The organism is Bifidobacterium lemurum (genome assembly GCF_014898175.1).
Lineage (GTDB): Bacteria > Actinomycetota > Actinomycetes > Actinomycetales > Bifidobacteriaceae > Bifidobacterium > Bifidobacterium lemurum.
The window spans coordinates 2704962-2724323 of the sequence record NZ_CP062948.1 but is presented as its reverse complement, the minus strand read 5'-3'; the positions used below and the strand labels follow the sequence as shown (position 1 = coordinate 2724323).

At 50.1% G+C, this 19362-nt stretch carries 11 protein-coding genes; all 11 read left to right on the top strand.

Annotated elements, in window-relative coordinates; genetic code table 11:
- The first annotated feature begins 55 nt into the window (after positions 1-55).
- The gene (brxC, locus tag BL8807_RS10870) at positions 56-3682 is read left to right on the top strand and encodes a BREX system P-loop protein BrxC (RefSeq protein WP_072727063.1); all 3627 of its coding nucleotides are present in this window, start codon (positions 56-58) and stop codon (positions 3680-3682) included.
- A complete protein-coding gene (locus tag BL8807_RS12045; protein ID WP_226847375.1) occupies positions 3679-4542 on the top strand; it encodes a BREX-1 system adenine-specific DNA-methyltransferase PglX in 864 nt (287 codons plus the stop codon). The genes brxC and BL8807_RS12045 overlap by 4 nt, the downstream gene beginning before the upstream one ends.
- A 36-nt stretch (positions 4543-4578) precedes the next feature.
- Positions 4579-7338, top strand: coding sequence for a BREX-1 system adenine-specific DNA-methyltransferase PglX (gene pglX, locus BL8807_RS10865; protein ID WP_306345543.1), 2760 nt, complete (start codon positions 4579-4581; stop codon positions 7336-7338).
- A gap of 81 nt (positions 7339-7419) precedes the next feature.
- Positions 7420-9378, top strand: coding sequence for an ATP-dependent nuclease (locus BL8807_RS10860; protein WP_072727062.1), 1959 nt, complete (start codon positions 7420-7422; stop codon positions 9376-9378).
- A gap of 386 nt (positions 9379-9764) precedes the next feature.
- Positions 9765-11039, top strand: a complete 1275-nt coding sequence (locus tag BL8807_RS10855) for an integrase catalytic domain-containing protein (protein WP_226805655.1) — start codon at positions 9765-9767, stop codon at positions 11037-11039.
- A gap of 188 nt (positions 11040-11227) precedes the next feature.
- Entirely contained in the window at positions 11228-12259 is a 1032-nt protein-coding gene (locus tag BL8807_RS10850; protein WP_143148011.1) for a hypothetical protein, read from the top strand.
- 20 nt (positions 12260-12279) lie between these two features.
- A complete protein-coding gene (pglZ, locus tag BL8807_RS10845; RefSeq protein ID WP_072726801.1) occupies positions 12280-14880 on the top strand; it encodes a BREX-1 system phosphatase PglZ type A in 2601 nt (866 codons plus the stop codon).
- A gap of 13 nt (positions 14881-14893) precedes the next feature.
- Positions 14894-17170 carry a BREX system Lon protease-like protein BrxL gene (gene brxL, locus BL8807_RS10840; protein WP_083570283.1) on the top strand — a complete coding sequence of 759 codons (2277 nt, stop codon included), beginning with the start codon at positions 14894-14896 and terminating at the stop codon, positions 17168-17170.
- A gap of 7 nt (positions 17171-17177) precedes the next feature.
- Entirely contained in the window at positions 17178-17822 is a 645-nt protein-coding gene (locus BL8807_RS10835) for a hypothetical protein (RefSeq protein ID WP_143148010.1), read from the top strand.
- Between the two features lie 45 nt (positions 17823-17867).
- Positions 17868-19040: a TFIIB-type zinc ribbon-containing protein gene (locus BL8807_RS10830; protein WP_226847374.1), complete on the top strand. Its 1173-nt coding sequence runs from the start codon at positions 17868-17870 to the stop codon at positions 19038-19040.
- Between the two features lie 14 nt (positions 19041-19054).
- Positions 19055-19348 carry a hypothetical protein gene (locus BL8807_RS10825; RefSeq protein ID WP_143148009.1) on the top strand — a complete coding sequence of 98 codons (294 nt, stop codon included), beginning with the start codon at positions 19055-19057 and terminating at the stop codon, positions 19346-19348.
- Positions 19349-19362: the final 14 nt, after the last annotated feature.

The following is a 19362-nucleotide window of genomic DNA, read 5'->3' as shown; positions in this document are numbered from 1 at the left end:
CAATACTCGCATAAGACCGGCAATGGAATAATCAACACGAGAAGGGTGGATTGGCATGGACAAGGAAACTCGGCAGATTACGTTTGCGGATTTGTTTGTCAAGAACATCGATAAGAAGATCAACGGTGTCATCAAAGCCAATGATGAGAGGGATTTGATCGACGAAGTCGACGAGTACGTGTTGACCGGCGAGATTCAGCAGAATCTGGAGACTTTCCTCGGCGCGTATAACGATCCGTCTAACCATTCGCAAAATGGCGCTTGGATTTCAGGCTTCTTTGGCTCCGGTAAATCGCACTTACTGAAGATGTTGTCGCACATCTTGGGTGATGTGCCGCGTAGCCTAATTGATAGCGATGTGCAGAACCGCACTCTGACCCGTGAGAACATTGTCCGCTCGTTCATGGCCAAGGCAGATGATCAGGATAATGCGATGCTTGCCGGCGAACTGGAACACACGCTGACGTTTCCCGCTACTTCGATTCTGTTCAATATCGACCAAAAATCGGACAAGGGCAGCCCCACTGCATTGCTGTATGCATTTATTCGCGTATTCGATGAGTCGCGTGGATACTTTGGTAAAACCCCGCATGTTGCGAAATTCGAGCGGGATTTGGATAACAATCATCAGCTTGAGGCATTCAAAACGGCATTTGCCGAGAAAGTCGGCAAGCCATGGAGCGAAGGTCGCGATGAGGCGATTCTATGGGATGCTGAAATCTGTGAGGCTTATGCAGAGGTGACTGGCAAATCCGCGCAAGATAGCATTATCGAGCGATACGAGAACAATTATCACGCCGCTGTGGGTGATTTCGCCGATGACGTGAAGCATTGGCTTGAACAACAGCCGGACCCCAACCATCGCATCGTATTTCTGGTGGATGAAGTAGGCCAGTTCATTGGACAAAACACCGAGCTGATGCTTCAGTTGCAATCCGTAGCCGAAGATCTTGCCGTGAAAACCAATGGCCGTGCATGGGTGGTCGTTACCTCGCAGGAAGATATGGACACCATCGTTGGCGACCGCACCAAACAGCAGGGGTATGATTTCTCCAAGATTCAAGCCCGATTCGCCATTAAGCTCAAGCTCAACAGCGCCGATGTGATTGAGGTGATTCAGAAGCGTCTGCTTTCCAAGAAACCTGAATACGCTGACCTGATGCAGAATCTATGGCATGAGCAGGGGCCTAACATGCGCACGATGTTCGAGTTCCCTTCGAATACTGCAAAATTCAGCACCACGAAAGCTTTCGATGAAGAAGATTTCATTGCAAGCTATCCGCTGGTGAACTATGAGTTCGAACTGTTCCAAACCGCGTTGCGTCGTATGAGCCAATACAATATGTTCGATGGACGTCATGCCTCCGTGGGGGAGCGTTCAATGCTCGCTGCAATCAGCACCACGCTGCAGCGAGCCAAAGAATCAGCCTTTGGAGAGCTTATTCCGTTCGACAGGTTGTATGACGGCATCAGCGACGCTATCCAGAGCACGGTGAACTATCGCATCCATCAGGCTGAGAAGGTGCTTGATCCTGCGGTGAACGATATTTGCGTACGACTGCTGAAAGTGCTGCTGCTGGTCAAGCATGTAGACGGGTTCCCTGCCACACCGCACAATCTGCGTATTCTGTTGACCGACAAGTTCAATGGAGACATGTTGGATCTGGAACGACAGATTGGTGAAGCGTTGCGCGTGCTTGAGCAAAATACTTATGTGCAGCGTGTGGGGGAATCCTACGAGTACCTCACCAACGAGGAACAGGATATTGAGCAGGAAATCAAGAACGTCGATATCGACCATACCGACATGATTGCCGAATTCAAGAACATTCTTGTAGGCGATGTGATTGGCAAAATGAAGGTTCAATATGGGCCTCAGAAGGCGGACTTTGATTTTGGCCTGAAAATCGATCAAGTGCAGCAAACCACTCCACGCTCAATATGGTTGAACGTAGTGACATCAGGCGACGAAGCCGATCGCGCGGATGCCATCACCAACAGCATGGGAGCCCGAGATGCCATCACATTATTGCTTGACAATGCTGATACGACGTTGTTTGACGATATCCGTATGCATGTGAAAACCGCGACTTATCTACGCCGTACGGATTCCGGAAGCCAGTCTGAGAGCAGGCAGCGCATCATCGCGGGTAAACGAGCCGCTCAAGAGAATCTACGTAAGGAATTGCGTACTCGTGTGGGTAACGCCGTAAAGGCAGGTACGTTCGTATACAACGGTGCAATTGTCGAGGTCAAAGCCACAGATCCTCAAGCGCATGTGCTCGAAGGCATGCAGGTATTGATTGGCCGCTACTACACTAATTTCCCGATGCTCGGTGGAGTGCATTATGAGGAGTCCGGGCTGGCGGGCGTTATCGCTGGTGCCGCTGCGACTCAGCCGGGTACCTTCGCAGAAGCCAACGTCGCTGAGGATAAACTCAAAAGTCCATCCGATGACGTGCTGTCATTCATTACTCGTGAAAGCAGGGATAAAAACGTTGCTTTGACGGTTAAAGCGATTATTGTGCAGTATGCCGCTGCGCCATACGGATGGCCCTATGCTGCTGTTCTTGCCTGCATCGGTTACCTGTATGGTGCCGAGAACATTGAACTGACCATGGATGCTAAACCCGTGCAACGTACCGAAGCCGCGGCGATGTTACGCAGCACGAAAAAGCAGGAATCCATGCTGGTGACCATTCCAAAGACCTTTGATTCTAGAAAGGTCGCAAAATTACGTGAGTTTGCAAGGGATTTCTTCGGCTTGACTGCATCTGAACTTCCTACCATGCCTATGGATTTGGCGTCAGTGATTAAGAACAAGCTGGTGGATGAATCTATTGACTTGAACGAGTTGAAGTCACGTCATGCGGATTTCGCATTCATCGATTGCCTGTCTGAACCCATTACTGCCATCACCTACGCTTCCAGAAAAGGCGAAGCCTGGCTGCTGGATGAATTCACCGATGTCGATGCCGAACATGGTTCTGAAGAATTGCTCGATGCCAAGGATGATGTCATCGATCCGGTTATTGAGTTCTTCCACGGCAGTCAAGCGGCAGTGTTTGCCGCGAACAATGAGTGGTTACAGCGCAATCGGCCTAATGAGCCATTGATGCCTACCGATGTGCAACAATTGTTCCGCCAAGCATCCGATCTGGCAATAAGCCCGACACTGTTCCGAGGAAATACAGTCAACAAATTCAAGGATCTTGTTGAGCAGTTGCAGACCGCTGTAAAGACCAGTGTCGATGAGGCGCGTCAGAACGCTTATGCGGCAATCGACACACTCACTGGGTCTATGCGAGAATCTGACGCATATCGGTCGGCATCTGAGTCCATGCAGTCCACAGTGGATCGAATCATGCAGCAAATTCGCCGGAGCTTGGACGAGACATCGGTCATCGGGAACATTCAGACGATCGTTCGTGATGCGCAGGAGAACAAGTATCCGCGGCTAATGAATCAGCTCGTTGCATCCGTTCAGGTCAACGTGTCGCATTCCGATCAGTCTGAGAAAACGATCGATCGTCCCGTCAGGCGTAGTGTTCATATCAACACTATTGCGAAGCCGCATATCAAAGATGTACTGGAAACCAAGCAGGACATTGACGAGTTCTTAGATGCATATCGCCGTAAGCTTGTTGCTGTCGTCGAACAAGGGGAGAGGATTCTACTGTGAATACATCGAAATTGCAGAGCTTTGCTGCTGAAGCCCGTCGCAGTTTCATGGGCGCGGTATCCGCACGGTTGGAAGCTGCACTGGTTCCGAACTCTCCGGTTCAGGTGAACAGTCCGAACGTATTCAATCAGCTGGAGCAAGAGCTGAGAAAATACGGTGGTGGTCAGCAGGGCAAAGACCATGTGGTGGAGCGGTATGCCTACCGTTGGTTCAACCGCATCATCGCCTTTCGCTACATGGATGCGCACGGATTCACCTCCATGCCAGTGGTCTCCGCGGCCGATGTGACAGATGTCAACGGCCTGCCTGAGGTGTTGGCGGCTGCGAAACGCGGTGAGTATGACTCGAATGTATTCGAGGCCACCGGCACTTCGAACGCCAAACTACGCGATGCTGTGGAAGCGTTGTTCAACGGCTCCACACATTCTGACGACCCGCAGGGGCAAGCCTATGGTTTACTCCTGCAGGCTGAATGCCGGTATTGGCATAAGTTCATGCCGTTCATGTTCGAGAACACGAACTCGACTTTTGGCAAGATTGATGAGCTGCTGATGCCGGCTGATCTGCTTGCGGAAGGCTCTGTATTGCGCCGGGCGATCGAGGTGATGACACCTGAGGACTGCGAGGATGTGGAGATCATCGGCTGGCTCTACCAGTTCTACATCGCCGAACGTAAAGACGAGGTGATGGCTGGATTCAAGAAATCCAAGAAAGCCGGTGCCAACGAGATTCCAGCAGCAACCCAGCTATTCACCCCCGATTGGATAGTGCGATACCTTGTGCAGAACAGCGTCGGTCGTCTCTGGATGCAGAACCACCCTGACTGCCAGCTTTACAAAACCTGGGAATACTACATCTAACCAGTCAATACTGCTGATGATGAGGATTCTTCCGTCATTGAGAGCGCTGATGCCTCTTCTGTCATCCTGAGTGAGCGCAGCGAGTCGAAGGCTCTCCTCTCCATCATCACCCCAGAATCTCTTACCGTCTGTGACCCCGCCTGCGGTTCTGGCCACATGCTCACCTACGCCTTCGACCTGCTCTATCAGATTTATGAAGACGAAGGCTATTCCCCCAGTGAAATCCCCGGTCTGATTCTGAAACATAACCTCTTTGGCATGGAAATCGACGAACGCGCAGCAAATCTCGCCGCCTTCGCCCTGACCATGAAGGCTCGTGCCAAGTCCCGTCGATTCTTCCGCAACCAAGTGTTACCGAACATCCAGCTCATTGCCGAGGAAGAGTTCAACTCTACAGAAATTGAAGATCTCAACCGACTCTACGATGTCACATTAGATGAAGATGTGTGGAATACATACGCCAATGCGGATGTCGAGGGTTCATTGATTATCCCTCCATCAGAATTAAGCCAGCTTAAGGAACTGCGTTGGCAAGATGTTCCTAATGATGTGACTTGGAATGATCTGTCACTGATGGGGTCGGATACTTTGTCTCGTGTGGGTACTGTTATTAGGCAGTCACAGTTGCTCTCGAATCAATATGCATGTGTGGTTGCCAACCCTCCCTATATGGGCGGCAAGAATATGGGCAGTGACTTGAAGCGATACGTTCAAGATCATTTTGAGGATGGCAAAGCTGACTTGTTTGCTGCATTTATGCTGCGTAACCTTCATTTGGTGGAATCCAACGGTGTGCTCGCCATGGTTACTATGCAAAGCTGGATGTTTCTCTCGTCATTCGAGAGTATGCGGCAACTGTTGCTAGCAAATACGGAAATATCGACGATGGCTCACTTGGGCGCTGGAGCGTTTGATGCTATTGGAGGCGAAGTCGTCTCCACTACAGCGTTTACTCTTGCGAAGCATGAACCTCAATCCGCTGGCATATATACAAGATTGGTGGATGTGCATGGAGACCAGGCTCAAGCAGACGCTTTCGCGGCGGAGAACTCGGAGCCAAGTGGTCTGCGTTACACTGTCAACCAGTCTGAATTTGCTCAAATCCCAGGCTCTCCGATTGTCTATTGGCTTTCTGAAGCCATGCTTCACGCTTTTTCCTCAGGTAAACCTCTTAGCGAATTCGCTCAATTAAAAAATGGTATGTCTACAGGTAATAACGACTCAGTTCTCCGGCAATGGTTTGAGATAAGTTTCGATGATTTTACGGATGATTGTGTCAGCAATAACTCAGTCGACTTGTATGGGAAAAAATGGTTTCCCTACAATAAAGGTGGAGAGTACCGCAAGTGGTATGGAAATGCGTCATCAGTAATACGGTATGATGTATATGGTAGAGAATATATGGCTTCTCTAAAGGGTTCTCGTCCCAATAGCCCGCATCTTTATTTTTTGCCTTGCGTATCTTGGTCTAAAGTTTCTTCTGGAACAACTGCATTCAGACTTTTCCCAAAGGGATTTGTGTTTGATGTCGCGGGTTGTTCAATGTTTCCAACAGATAATACTTTGCTATGGCCGTTATTGGCATTTGGGAATTCTTCTGTTGCACAACAGCTTCTTATGGCAATTTCGCCTACGCTAAATTTCGAAGCTGGCCAGCTTGCTAGATTGCCGTTTTATCTTACTGAGAATTCTGCTGCTGTTAATCTTGCTCACGAGATGGTTCATATGGCTCAAACTGATTGGGATTCATTTGAGACATCATGGAGCTATGAAAAAAATGACTTGCTTAAGTCTGCTGATAAGATGTTCAGTCTTGAGCAGTCAGTTGTTAGGCTCTATGAACATTGGAATGAACAGTCGCATATACAACAGTCAAATGAAATCCGTAATAACGAAATTGTGGCTAAAGTTTATGACGTGGTTGGCGATGTCCCAACAGATGTGCCATTGGAGCGCGTATCATTGAAGCGTAATGCGGCATTTGCTTATCCTAAGAACACGCCGGCTGAGCGTGACGAGCTGTTTGCCTGCGATGTAGTCAAGGAACTTATCTCCTATGCAGTTGGCTGCATGTTTGGCCGTTACGGTCTGGACAAGCCAGGACTCATTCTGGCTTCACAAGGTGAGACAATTGCGGATTACTTGAAGCATGTTCCTGAACCGTCATTTATGCCGGATGAAGACAATGTCATTCCTGTGACGGAAACTGATTGCTTTGGGGATGATATTGTGTCGCGATTCCGCAGGTTCCTTGAAGTCGCCTTCGGCAAAGATCATCTTACGGAAAACGTCGCTTACATTGAACGCGTGTTGGGTAAGCCGCTTCGTAAGTATTTCGTCAACGATTTTTACAACGATCACGTCAAGATGTACTCGAATCGGCCGATTTACTGGCAATATTCAAGCCGGACCGATAACAAGGGTGCATTCAAGGCGTTGGTGTACTTGCATCGTTGCACGCCGCAAACCACCGGTAAGGTGCTTGAATACCTACGTGACTTCACGGTCAAAATCGCTGATCAGGCTATGCAGCTTGACAAGTCCGACCGTGCCCAAGACAAGCGCGAAGCCGAGAAACTACGTAGAGCCGTAACTGAGTGCAAAGCCTACGAGGATGATGTGCTGTATCCTCTCGCCACACGCAACTTGGAAATGGATCTCGATGACGGAGTCCTAGTTAACTACCTCCGCATGGGCAAAGCCCTCCGAGCCATCCCCGCCATAGAACGCAAACGCCAAGAAGTCTCCACCTGGACATGGCCTGTCCATCCCCTTGAAGGGAAAGCTGAATATTAAAAAGTGAATATCAGTTGTTGTTTCGTAAAATCTTAGTTTTGCCGCTTCAAACAGTATCTCGCAAAGATAAAGGAAATAGAAATGATAATTCAAAAAGTAAAAATTCAGAATTTTCGTACACTGTATGACGCAACTATAGATTTTTCAAATATAACAACATTGATAGGGCCTAATGGGGCAGGAAAATCGACGATTCTTTATGCTTTAGATTGGTTTTTCAATGGTGCTGGAAATGATCTTTCTGATGAAGACGCAACATATAACCATGAAATTGAGCCAATAGTTGTTCGGGTTACTTTTTCTGATCTAAATGATAGAGATCGTGATGCCCTAGGCAAATACGCGCCTGCGGGGACAACTTCCTTTACTGCATGGAAGATGCGTAAGGATGGTCGAGAATTTCTTTCTGCAAATATAATGGGCAATCCACTATTTACTCCAATCAAGCAGGCCTCAAAAGCGGCAGAGAAAAAAGACCTATATAAGTTTTTGCGACAAAATCATCCCGAATTGGATCTGCCTACTGCTAATACAGCAGGAGCTATAACGGATGCTCTTACTGCTTGGGAGCAAGAACATCACGATCAACTTGAGGAAGTGCGAGAAGAGGTCTCTACCTCATTTAATGGTTTTAACAGCAATGCTTCAATGAAAGATATATTTAATTACTCGCTAGTAAGGGCTGATTATCGTGCATCAGAAGAATCAGAAGATGCTCGTACAACTCTGCTGGGAACTATTATAGAGAGAACAATTGATCGAAAAGCAGCCGATGATCAAATTAGCAAGCTTTTTAATTCATTGCGAGAGCAAGAGCAGCAGATTTATCAGAACACTTTTGGTGATCAACTCGATGAACTTTCTGATCAATTAAATGAAATTATTGGTTCATACTCAGCTGCAAGAAATATTCGTGTCGAACCGTATGCGCAAGAACTTAAACCGGCCAGAACTACTTTTAAAGTATCGGTATTGGATGGAGATAATGAGACAGCTGTCAGCCGTCAAGGACATGGATTCCAAAGAATGCTTCTGATCTCAGCGCTACAGCTTTTGGCCAGACGCATGAGCTTAAAAGAAAATTTAGAATCTCCAGAGAATGATAAAGAGCAAAGAGGGGTTCTTTGTCTTGCCGTGGAAGAGCCTGAACTTTATCAACATCCGATACAAGCAAGAGCTTTTGCTCATGTTCTACGGCAGCTGGGCGAAGCGGTCAATGGTGATGTTCAAGTACTGTATGCAACACATAGTCCATATTTTATCGACCCAAGCCACTATGAAGAAGTGTATCGTTTGTCCCGGCGTAGTATGGATGGTGTACCTTTGGTTCAACTCACTCATGCTCAAAAGAAGTCTGTTGTAGATCGATTAGAGTCCGGTGACCATAAGGGTGCTAACAACGTTCAGAGTCGCATAGGAAAAACAATATCAGAAAATTTCTCGTATGCGTTATTTGCAAATGCGGTGATACTCGTTGAAGGGACTAGTGAGCGCGCCATTTTATCTGCTATCGCAGATAAAAGACGTATTGCAGAACTTGAAAGGTGGGGTATGTCTATTGTTCCTTGTATGGGCAAGAGCAATATTCCTTATTTCCATGCTATTCTTAAAGAGTTTCAAATTCCTTCTGTTGTTGTCTTTGACAATGATAATGGTTGGGAAAACAGATTCACTAAAGATGTTTCAAAGAAAAATGCTGAGGAACAAAGTCATAAGAATTCAAATTTTTCTTTGGTTCACTATTTTCATATAGAAGATAAGGTGAATGATGATTATTATCCTAGTTCCGGAACTTATGATTTAGATAATGGAGACAGCGTCTTTATAGTTGAGGATACTCTTGAGCCATTTTTGAATTCGCAATGGAAAACTTGGCAAGACTGTTATGAAAACATCAATAGCGGTTCTAAGAAAAATGAAGAGGATTACTATAGAGCAACTTTACAGGCTTCGTTTGAAGATTGTCCCAAATTTCTTTTGAATATTATAGATAGAGCAGTTGAGAAAGCCAAGGAATCGGAATCTATTTCTCAGATATGAGGTGAAATAAGCGGATATAACTGTTCGTAGCAGAATCTTATATATACGCACATACAGGTGAGTGGTGCATAGCATATTATCCGGTTATAGGAACTGAAGCAAAAACAAGCATTACGTTCAGTTTCTATAACCCTATAATCCTTATTTTGGGCCTTGTATTGCGAGTCAGAGACAAAGCCCCGGGAGCTTGATCCGTAGATCAGAGGCTTGGCCGGGGCGTACATAGGATAGTATAGCAGCATGGCAGCACAGTTGATGATGAACCGACGTTCGTCGTAATGTTTGAGCGCGAAATTGGATTCCGTTCGTCATAAATAATGAGCGCGAAATCCCGCGCGGCCCGCGTCGTTCGCGGGGATGCTTGCCTTATGGAAGGCAGACTGGACATGGCCACGAGAAAACGGCTGACGAACAGGTTCAAGGCGGAGTACGCCAAGGGCGACAAGAAACAGAAGGGCGAGATCCTCGACCGCCTCGAGGCCGTCGGGATGGGCAGGTCCACCGCCCGGCGGCTGCTCACGCAGGCGGAGAGGGAGAAACCCGTGAAAGGCGCGGCGCGGGGCAGGCGGCCGAAGTACGACGCGGGCGCGCAGCGGCTGCTGGAGCGCCTGTGGCTGCTCATGGGCATGCCGTGCGGCCCGTACATGAAGGCCATGTTCGACCAGTGGATTCCCGCGCTCCTGGCGAACGGCGAGCTCGACGGCATCGACGGCGACGCGCTGGACCAGGTGCTGGCGATGAGTCCGTCGACCATCGACCGGCGGCTCAGACCGCTCAAACAGGCCGCCATGCCGAAGGGCGCGTCGCTGACCCGGCCGGCCGCGGAGCACATGCGCAACTCGATCAGGATCCGCAAATGCACCGACGAGACAATCCGCGTTCCCGGCCTGGCCGAGGCAGACACCGTGGCCCACTGCGGGCCCAGCATGAAGGGCGAGTTCGCCCGCACCCTGACGATGGTGGACTACGCGACGAACTGGACCGTGAACGTCACCGCCCGCAACAATGCCAAATCCAACATCAAGGCAGCGGTCGCCACCGCCCTGCCGCTCTTCCCGTTTCCCGTCACCTGCTTCGACTCCGACAACGGCGTCGAGTTCATCAACGACGAGCTCGTCGACTGGCTGCTCGAACAGGACATCGAACAGACCCGCAGCCGCCCGTACAGGAAGAACGACCAGGCCACCGTCGAGTCGCGCAACAACCACGTCGTCAGGAAATACGCGTTCCACTGGCGCTACGACACCGCGCAGCAGCGCGAGCTGCTCAACCGGCTGTGGGCGAAGACCTACGTGCTGCTGAACCTGTTCACGCCCACCCGCAAGCCCGTGCGCGTCGACCAGGGGCGCGACGGGCGCAGGAAGACCGTGTACGACGAGCCCCGCACCCCGTGGGCGCGCGTGCTGGAGCACGACGCCGCCGACCGCGCCGCCGGGGGCGGCGGATACGTCGTCGACGACGCCCGCCGCCGCATCGAGGGGATCATCGCCGCCACCAACCCCGCCCGCCTCAACCGCGAGATCGCCGTCATCCAGGACGAACTCGAACGCGTCAGCCGGGACCGCACCGAGGCGATGGCCCGCCGCGCCGGCCTGGACATGGGATACTTGGGAAAGGCGATCGAACGCATGCGCGCCGACGCCGGACAAAACGACAAATAGATCGCAGGCACCGTTTCGCGCTCACCCATTACGACAAACGAACAACGATTACGCGCTCACTTATTAATGACGAACCTCGGAACAAGGTTGTGGAGCGGGGGATTAGTCCGATTCGACTGAATGAGTACCTCCAAGAAGTGGGCGGAGATCTTAACCGAGCCGTGGAGCTCTATGTGTGGAACAGCCGCATGGCTGCGGAATGTTTTGCAACCATTGGACACTTGGAAGTGCTGTTGCGTAACGCTGTGGATCAAGTGTTCAAAGAGTACTGTAAAGAAGACGAGCGGGGAATTCCCTGGTTTCTGCAGCTGTGCTCTGGGCTGAATGACGAGGATCTTGCGAGCATTGCTGGGGCGCGTGAACAGAATGCAAAAGCAAAGAGGCCTGATTCGCGCGATCGTATCATCGCCACACTCACGTTTGGGTTTTGGTCGCATCTTTTCAATGCAAAGCATGAGGAGTTATGGAGGCAATGCCTGTATAAAGTGTTTGCTCAGGGTATTAATCCTCATGTGACACGAAAAACGATTGCAGGGCTGGTGGAGAGCGTTCGTATTACTCGAAATCGAGTTGCACATCAGAACTTCTTGAAGGCATTTGATATTCCGAAGGCAATGCAGGATGTGTTTCGACTCGCTTATCTCATATCGCCTCAATACGGGGAATGGCTGGAGCGCGATGCAAGCAGATGGCGCGAAGTATACGATCAGTGCCCGCAGATTGACACGGACACGCTGATTGTCCCAGGTCGCGTGGCTTGGGATATATATCAGTATCAGCCCATCTATGTCTGCAAGCCTGAGCGTTTCTTCCGTGATATGAGGTATCTGGCCTTTTATGAGAACAGAAGTATTCGATCTCAAATACCAATGATCCTGCGGGTATTTGATCAAGTTCCTTGGAATGAGGAAGAGGCTCAACGCTTATGCGCATCTGATGATGTGATGAATCGTAAACTTGGTCATGCGCTTGAATGGGCGTTCAGCAGTGAAGGCAGAGAAGTTGCTCATGGGTGGGCGAATTCTGAAAATGGCTATAAGGTGCTGCTGCTAACTCCCTGTAGAGGAAGCAAGCAAGGCGATGATGGTCATCTGGTGCTGCCTAATGGCGACATTCCGCACATGCGTTCTGGAGCTTACGTACAGAATCATCGTTATGCCTCCAGCCATGATTTGTTGGTAGCCCGGTCAACTGATGATCTGAGATACTCTATAAATTGAGAAGATGTCGGGTGATGTACATGAGTGAGCTTGATCAGATTTCGAGACTCTTAGCAGAGCGATTCAGTCGCAACGGCGAACGTGGCCGCATTGTATTTTGGCGCGATGAGAAAAATCAATATGCCGACACGGTCGAGGGCCTGGTAGGGGAGTCCGCCTCTGTGCCTGTTCTGCAGGACGTTCGATTCATCCGGATTGAACATAACCCGTTCAATGTGCGTTACCGCATGTTTAGGGAGGCTCCGACAGCTAAGTTCCTGGTCTATGTGCCAGAGGAGGAGATCAGACCAACTAAAGACGATTGGCTGCTGGATCTCGAACTGGCATATGGTCCCGTCTTTTCGGCCGACAAGCTCTCGATGATCGCCACTGAGGTCTTGCCGACAACCACGCCGGATACGCAGTCCAAATGGCTGGACGTGATGCGTCGCACCACAAAGTTCTTTGACAGCGACAGCCGTGTGAACAAACTGTCGGCTCTGCTGAACGCCTCTGACGATGAGAAAATATTCCAAGCCAAGATGATTGCTGTGCTACTTGGATTGAGGGACGGCAAACACAGCCTGCAGGATATTTGGCGTGCGTTGCTGGAACAATACGCCGATGGCGATGAATCCGGCATCATGGCAATTGAACGTATGGGGTTGTCCGAATTTCATTGGACAGGCACAGGCCTCATTTATCGATACGAACCTGCTTCTGGCGGTAAAGCGTCGGTGAAAGACTTCATGCTATGGCTGTTCCGACTGGCATGGCAAGGATTCATCACAGAATCGTCCAGCACAGACGTTTATGCGAACATCCGACGCGATTTTGAATCTTGGCGTAACGACCGCACTTTCGAAGATGCATTCAAGGCGTTATCCGACGAAGCAGCTGATGATCTGATGATTCATGCCGAAGTGCAGGATTTGGATATTGACGAGCTTCTGCCGCATGGTGTGTTTCGCGCTGTGGACAGTGCGTTGATCGGACGGATGTACGAACGGCTTGCCGCGCATTCACTCCCTGCCGACATGGTACGTAAAATCATCGCCGAGCGTCGCTCTGGCTTGTGGTTCAGCGATTTCCGCGCAAAATATGAGGCAATTGCTGCTGCGAGTGTACTGCGTCGTGAGCTGGATGATGGTCCGCCTCTCATCGATGACATCAACAGTGCGGAACAGGGCTTTGTATTGTATCGTGATCGTCTGTATGCGGTGGATCAAGCCTATCGGCGGTTCACCATTGCTTGGCGTTCCGCGGATGATGATGTGCCCGTGATTCGGCAAGAATTAGAGAACTCTTATACGACATTCCAGAGGGCTCTGGGGCAGGCGTGGCAGCAACAGATTGATACGTTGTCTTCATGGACTATTGACAGTGTTCCCTCGCAGCGCGATTTCTATCGTAGGGAAGTGCAGCCGCGCATCAAATCTGGCAAGAAGATAGCGGTGATTATCTCTGATGCGCTGCGTTATGAGGTGGCGGAGGAGCTGTCTGACGCAATCAGTGCAGAAAATCGATACAGTGCTGGGATATCGGCGCAATGCAGTGTGCTGCCGTCATATACGCAGCTTGGTATGGCGGCCTTACTACCGCATGACACGCTGTCCTTGAGCGAATCGGATCATTATCGCGCTGTTGTGGATGGGCATAGCGCGACCGGCACGGAAAATCGGGACGGTATTCTTAACAGAGTAGACGGTCATGCCATTCAATATGACGACTTCATGGCCCTTGACCGTGATGGTGCGAGGGATTTGGTGAAGTCCTGCAATACGCTGTATGTCTACCACAACCGTATCGATGCGGTTGGTGATTCAGACAAGACGGAATCTGGAACCTTCGACGCTTGCAGCCAGGCCATCGATGAGCTAGTCAAGATAATCAAGAAACTGGCCAATGCAAATGTCAGCAACATGATTGTCACTGCAGATCATGGTTTCCTCTATCAAGACCATGATGTGGAGAATCCCGAGTGGCTGAGTGAGCAGCCTCAAGGGGATGAAGTCTGGGTGAAGGCACGTCGTTTCTCTGTCGGACGTAATCTGGCTCCTAACCGCGCCTTCATCACTTTTACCGGAGAACAACTCGGTCTTACTCAATCAGACAAAGGCCTGACGGTGCAGATTCCCAACTCGATTTTGAGATTGCGTAAGCAGGGCACGGGAGTGCGGTATGTGCATGGTGGCGCCTCACTGCAGGAGATCGTAGTTCCCGTGGTGCATGTCAATAAGGGGCGAACCGCCGCTGGCGATGCTCGACCGGTTGATTTCCGTATCCTACAGAAAAACGATCGCATCACCACCGGTCAATTGACTGTGGAGCTTGTACAGGATGAACCAGTGGAGAGTAAAATCTTACCGCGAACCGTGTTCGTCGGACTGTGGAGCGGAAACACTCTAATCTCCAACGAAACCCCGGTGGCTTTCGACATGGCGGACAAGCAGATTGCCAATCGGCATGCATTCGCCACCTTGGTTCTTACCAGCGATGCGGACGCATGCAATGGTTCTAACGTCGAATTGCGCGTGCGTGAGCAGATCAAGGGAACCAACCAAATGAAGACGCTGGAACAGAAGGCGGTATATCTGCTGAAGCGTGGCTTGGTCGCAGACGACGGATTTGATTTCATGTAAGCGGAGGTAGACGATGACGGATGAGTCTCAGCTGGGCGCGTTGGATCGCAAGATTACGGATGAGTTTTCTGGATACACGGTTCGTAAAGACTTGGTGAGTGAGGTCAGAGGTAATGCCTTGGTGCCCTCGTACGTGCTGGAATACCTGCTGAGTAAATACGCCACAACCACGGACTCAGCGACCATCGAGTCTGGCGTGGGCCGAGTTCGAAAGATATTATCCGAAAACTACGTGCATCGTGAGGAAGCGAATCTGATTCAGTCGAAGATTCGCGAAAAGGGCCGCTATCAGGTTATCGACAAAGTGCAGGTGGCTCTTAACGAAAAGCTCGACCAGTATGAGGCGACTTTTGAAAACCTCGGCATATCGCGGGTGGTCGTGGACGCTCAGACTGTAAAAGACAATCCGAAACTGTTGGTTACAGGCATTTGGTGTATGTGCATGCTGGTGTATGCCTATTCCGGCGAGAAGGATGAGGTGCCTTGGCGTCTGCACCGGCTTATGCCTGTGCAGATGTCGTATGACGATCGCGAGAATTATGTGGCAGTGCGATCTCACTTCACCGATTCGGAATGGATTAATCTGCTCATGCAGTCGATTGGCTTCAACCCTGAGCTGTTTTCCGAACGGGCGAAGATGCTGCACTTGGTGCGCATGATTCCCTTCGTGGAACGCAACTATAACCTGGTTGAATTAGGGCCAAAGGGGACGGGTAAATCTCATATTTACTCGGAGTTCTCGCCGCACGGCATGCTGATTTCCGGTGGCGAGGTCACGGTCGCCAAACTGTTCGTGAACAACGCGAACGGACGCATGGGTTTGGTCGGTTACTGGGATACGGTTGCGTTCGACGAGTTCGCGGGACGAGCTAAAAAGGCCGGCAAAGATCTCGTGGACATCATGAAGAATTACATGGCCAACAAATCGTTCTCGCGCGGCAACAATGTTCTGCATGGCGAGGCGAGCATGGTGTTCGTGGGTAACACATCGCACAACGTGCCATACATGCTCAAGAACTCTGACCTGTTCGAGGAACTGCCCGCGCAGTACCATGATCCGGCCTTCCTTGATCGTATTCACTGTTACTTGCCGGGTTGGGAATTCGAACAAATCCGTTCAGAAATGTTCACACGAGGCTACGGATTCGTGGTGGATTATCTAGCGGAAATCTTGCATAACCTGCGCAACGAGGACTACGGCACTGCGTATCGCAAATATTTCACCTTGTCGCCTTCAATCTCCACGCGAGATAAAGACGGAGTTGACAAGACCTTCTCAGGCTTGATGAAGCTCTTGTACCCCGATGGAAAAGCAACCGCCGAACAGATGGAGCCGTTGCTGCGCTGCGCTATCGAGGGGCGCAAGCGAGTTAAAGACCAACTGTGCCGCATCGACTCCACCATGGTGGAAGTGGACTTCAGCTATACGCGCGTTGGCTCTGATCAACCAATCGCTGTACATACTCTGGAAGAGGATGATTATCCGGAACTGTATTGGCGCGGTGGATCTGCTGCTGATGAGACGGAGTTCTCTGAGCTTGGAGATCAACCTGAAAATGTCAATGCTGCTACACATGAAGTCGGTGTAGCAGCGGAGCCGCAAAAAACATCCAACATCACTGATGTGTTGGTCGAATCTGATATGAGTGAACGGAAATCGGCGGCAATACAGAATGGTGCCGGCGAAGGCGAGTCTGATACGGCTGAAGTGCGACGGGCGGAGAACTCTCAGACTGCTAGCCCAGAGCAGTCAGAACCGACGCAGCCCGTCAAAACGTTGTCTCCTCTGGAACGAGCCGCCGCCGCTGCCCAAGAAGGCCATTGGGAGTTTAAAGAGAGTCAGCGGAATGTGACTTACGATAAATTGTTTGGCTGCCATCTCGCTGGAGCTACGAGTATCACGCTCAAGGATCAATATATTCGTATGCCCTATCAGATGCGTAATTTGGCGGAATTCCTCGAAACGGTATTCAATTTTTCTGATCATACCGAAGAGATCCACGTCCACCTCATCACTGGGCATTCCGACGAGCAGCATGTTGACCAGCAGATAGATCAGCTAACGGAGATACAGACTAACTTTGCTCCGTTTGGAATTATGCTTACCTGGGAATTCGATGATTCAGGCCATGATCGATCCATCGTAGCCGACACCGGTTGGCGTATCATCCTCGGCCGGGGTCTCGATATCTTCCAACCTATTGCGGATCGTGATTGGTTTAATCCGCTTATCAGGCAACAAAAGCTTCGCCGCGTCAAAAACTTCGAAATCACGTATATGAGGAAGTGAGAGAGCAATGTGCTCACCAAGCTGGACAGACATTGTTCAGGCAGTCTGCGCAATAGTCAGTGCTGTCGGAGTCGTTGGCACTTTGTTTTTCGCCGCTTGGCAGATTCATCTTGCTTCTAAGCAAATGAGAGATTCGTCGGCACAAGCCAAGAGAGAAAGCGAAGACCGTAATCGCCCCTATATTAGTTTGGATGTTGTTCCAAGTGTTTCCAACGTTCAGGGGACATGGGACTTGTTAATCGTGAACAGTGGCGGAACGGCAGCAAGACAGGTGAAAATATCTTTGAAAGATGGTGCTCTTATTGGGGAAGACGAAAATTCATATTTGAAAGAACATCTGGAACGATTGATGGCGGATGGATTTGATCTTATGCCGGGAATGCATAAGCGGATTTGCTGGATTATCTCTGAAAACAAAGTGGTGACGCAGGGAGCGCCCTTGTACGGAACCATTGTTGTGAACTATCGGTGGGTTCGTGAAGAGCAGACAGTGTTCTATGAGGACTATTGTCCGTATGATTGTATGACTCCGCCTATTCTTGTACCGGGGAAGGGTAGAACAAGATATGGGTCTAAGGATGCAGACCAGATGAAGAACATTGAGTATGCGCTTCGGAGCATTTCCACACACTTAGGTGAATTAAGACGGTAAAGCTATAACGGTGCCGTACTACTCGTAATTGAAAGAGAAAACGTCATGACCATGATCATGTGCCCAGGATGTGGGACCAATATTTCGAATAGGGCCTTGTCATGCCCGCAATGCGGCTATGTAGGGGATGATCCTTCAACGGCCATTGCAAAGCAATCATCATACGAGATGGTCCCCAGGTTCCAAATCGAGATTGAACGCTGGAATCCTAGTAGTAAAACTCTGACGCCCGAGCTGATAGATATGCCGGTAGAGGCGCGTCGACGTCTGTTCGGGTTTCTTGGCAACTGGGAACTTGTACAAACTGTTGCGCCAGCTTTAGCTGATTCGATTAAACAATCGCTTGGCAAGGAGCAAGCAAAGCTCGTGGCCAATCTCCCTGCTGAAATCATGAAAAAAGTTCAATCGAATGAGCTGCGCTTTGGCTTAGACAAGAATGGACAAATTCTGCCGCATGTTCTTGACGAGAAAGGCAAGTATTACAAACAGGTTAGGCTTGACTGGGAAAAGATTCCTCCGGATGTGACTGACTCTCTGCGTCATTTGCAGACGCAGGTCGCTATTGCTGCTGTGCTTGCTGAAGTGCATAGTCTTAGTGACCAGATTGAAGGAATTCGCATTGATCTGCAGAACGATCGACTGGCGCTTGCTGATGGAGCATGGGATAAACTCATGCAAGCACGTGTGATTGAAGATTCACGGCTGCGAGAAACGCTTATGATACAAGCGATTTCGTCCGCTACGGATGCGAAACGTACGTTGATGCGTAATTTCAGTGAGAACGTGAAGGCTCTTCGTTCCTATGAGAATGATCGTATCGATAGGAAAACGTTGGATGCAATAACTAAACGAAACAGATCGAGAGCCGCGGACGCTTTCAATGACCTTGTGCAGATCACCAACGCCGTGCGTGTGGAGGGAACCGGCTACGCTATGTTAGGGCACAACGAGGCCAGTAAAGTGTGTCTTGACCAGTTTCGGGAGTTCATACAAGCGAACCGGCTTGACGAGCGTGACACGTTGTTGGCGATTAACTCATACCTTCCCTCGGAGGCCAAGATGCCGAGCTTGGTTGATCAGTTTGAAGACATAGGACGGCGTATTGTCGCTTTGGACGGCGTAGATGAGCTGGAATCCGTTCCCGTATCTTTACTAGAGCCGTACAGGCCTGTTGATGACACGTCGCAAGTGGATATGGAGAAGTCCGAAACGGAATGAGAAGGAGGCATCCCATGAAGTTATTTCGGAAGAAGGCAGATACTGAAGATGAAAGTGCAGGTGTAGAGACGAATCAAGCTGCCCAGGGTAGCGCGGGAGGAAACGCCGTCAATTACTGTGTTGACTGTGGTAGCGAGCTGGAAAGCACCTGCACCAACAAAAGGTGTAGGGATTGTGCCGCAAAACGCCATGAAAAGCATGCGGAATTGGCGGTCGTTGCGGCAGGTGCTGTCAGTGCGGCGATCGCAATCGGAAAGAAAGCAGCCCCTGTTGCAATAAAAGTCGTCAAGAACCTCGCTAAGAAATAGTCTGCAGCTGGGTA